Raw genomic sequence first — 2,346 nt, forward strand, 5'->3', positions numbered from 1 at the left:
CTTCTTTCAGACGGCCTTCGCCAGTGTAGCGGTAGCCTGCTTCGATACGTTGACGGCGGATACGGTCGCGGGCGTTGCTCTCAGATGTTGCGATGGTTACCGGCCCGCGCGATTGCGAACCCAAGCCATTTGCCAATACGGTATCGTTGGCGTGGTAATACTGTTCGTACAAAGTTTCCAGGCGGTGGCGTTCGTTGCCGATATTGCCTTTCGCCAAGATATTGTAGGCATTGTTTTTCTGTGGATTGGTGGCAGTACGCGCAGTCGAGTAGCTGGTATCGCTGCCCATGTTTTCGGTTTCATGACCTTGGCGGCGCGTCAGCATCAGCAGACCTTCGGCGTTTTCATGGAAACCTGCCACAGTCGCCGTCACGCCATGGCTGCGGTCACGGCTGTGGTAGCCGTGTTTCAAACCGAAATGCCCGCGTTTGCCCGCATCGACAAAATCGCTCGGTGAGAGCGTCACCATATTCACCACGCCTCCGAGCGCGTCGCTGCCGTAGAGCGCAGAATAAGGACCTTTGACAATATCGACCTGCTTGAGCGTGTCGCTTTCGACCATATCGCGTCCCGAAATCGCACCGTTGGAGCCGCCGCCCGCATAAGATTCGGGAATGCGCACACCGTCCACCATCATCAGAATGCGGTTGCCGTCTATGCCCCGGATATTAATGCCCGCATGGCCACGGCGGTTGTTGTCAGACGGCACGCTGACGCCGGGTTCGTACATTACAATATCGTCCAAATTCTGCGCCGAGGCTTGATTCAAGGTTTTACGTCCGATAACCGACACATTCGGCGCGGCTTTATCCAAAGTTTGCGCATTGCGGTCAGCCGTGACCACCACAGGCTCTATTTCTGCCTGAGCCACCGGCATCTGAGCCGCATATAACTGTCCGGAAAAAACCGCCCCTATTACACAGGCAATCGCTTTCTTTTTCATTACACAACCTTACCATTTGAATAATAATGGTTTACATTTATAAAACAAACAGACGGTTTTTGCAAGTTTAAGATATAAACAAAAGGCCGTCTGAAAACCCGATAATTTAGGTTTTCAGACGGCCTGTCCTACTTTTCTTTTCAATTAGAACGTATGTTTAACTGTTGCAGTCACACTACGCGGCGTGCCGTAAACGTGAATATCCGGCATGGTGCGATAGCGTTTGTTAAAGACGTTTTCAAAGTCCAAACTGATGCGGGTGGATTTGCCGATTTTGTAATGACCGGTCAAGTCCAGCGTTGCGTACGGACGTTGGGTCAATGCAGCGGCGGCGGCTGGATTGATGTCTGCAGGGTATTCATCCAGCGTGTGGCTGCGGCTTTGCCAGTTGACGTTGGCACCCACGTTCAAACGGTCGGTCACATCATACGCGGTAAAGAGTTTGAACAGATGAACCGGATAAGACGGATGCAGTTGAACCCCTTCGCTGTCTTTAATTTTGGAACGTGCATAAGATGCATTCAGCAGCCATTTTTCGCTCAGACGGCCGCCGACAGAGAGTTCCACGCCTTTTGTTGTGGTGTTGTCGGCTGCGCGGTAGTATTCCTCGCCATTTGCGAATTTGCCTGCAACAACGCCCAAATGGTCGCGTTTGTTCATAAAGACGGAGGCGGAAGCATTCAGACGGCCTTCAAACCATGATGCTTTCAAACCGGTCTCGTAGGTTTTGCCGCGTTGTGGTTTGAGCGCCGCGCCGTCTTTGGTCAGGTAACGCACTTGCGGACGGAAAATGGTGGTGTAAGATGCATAGGCGGTCAGATTGTCGCCGATGTCGTAGGTTACGCCCAAATAAGGAATGAAAACATTTTGTTTGTGGCTGCTGTGTGCGAATTTGTTACGGCTGGTGCTGTAACGGTAACGCCAATCCACAAAACGGCTGCCGCCGATAAAGGCGAGTTTATCGGTCAGTTTGAAACGGGTCGAGCCGTAAACCGACAGGTTTTTCATGCGTGAAAAACCATCGCGCAGATACGGCATATCGGGTTTGGCGATATTGCCGTTAAAGAGGCGCAAATCAGGAATCGTCGATTCGCCTTCGTCATAGAAAGACAGGTTTTCTTTGTTGTCCTGATGGCTGATGCCAACATTGAACTCGTGCGAGCGACCCAACGCCGGATAATAGCCGTCTAAGGCCAGCGCAAAATTCTGATCGCGGTATTTGCTGCGGTCGCGGTCGGATGTAAAGAGCGCGGAGTAATCCGAATTAATGACAAAAGTACCGGCAATGCCTGAAACGATGTCGTTTTTACCCGAAACATGGCTGTAATCGCCTGTCAGTTTCCAGCCGTTATCAAACTCATGGCTGAGGGAAGTGAATACTTCGGCACTGGTGTCTTTGCCGT

2 protein-coding genes are annotated in these 2,346 nt (G+C 51.6%); both read right to left on the reverse strand.

Annotated features, from left to right (window positions below):
* On the reverse strand, window positions 1–943 hold a 943-nt coding region (locus ACTHUE_RS15740; RefSeq protein ID WP_440423955.1), incomplete at its 3' end, for a TonB-dependent receptor plug domain-containing protein.
* Between the two features lie 144 nt (window positions 944–1,087).
* A partial coding sequence (locus ACTHUE_RS15745; RefSeq protein WP_440423956.1) for a TonB-dependent siderophore receptor occupies window positions 1,088–2,346 on the reverse strand: 1,259 nt, incomplete at its 5' end.

The organism is Neisseria sp. P0021.S005, assembly GCF_051956955.1.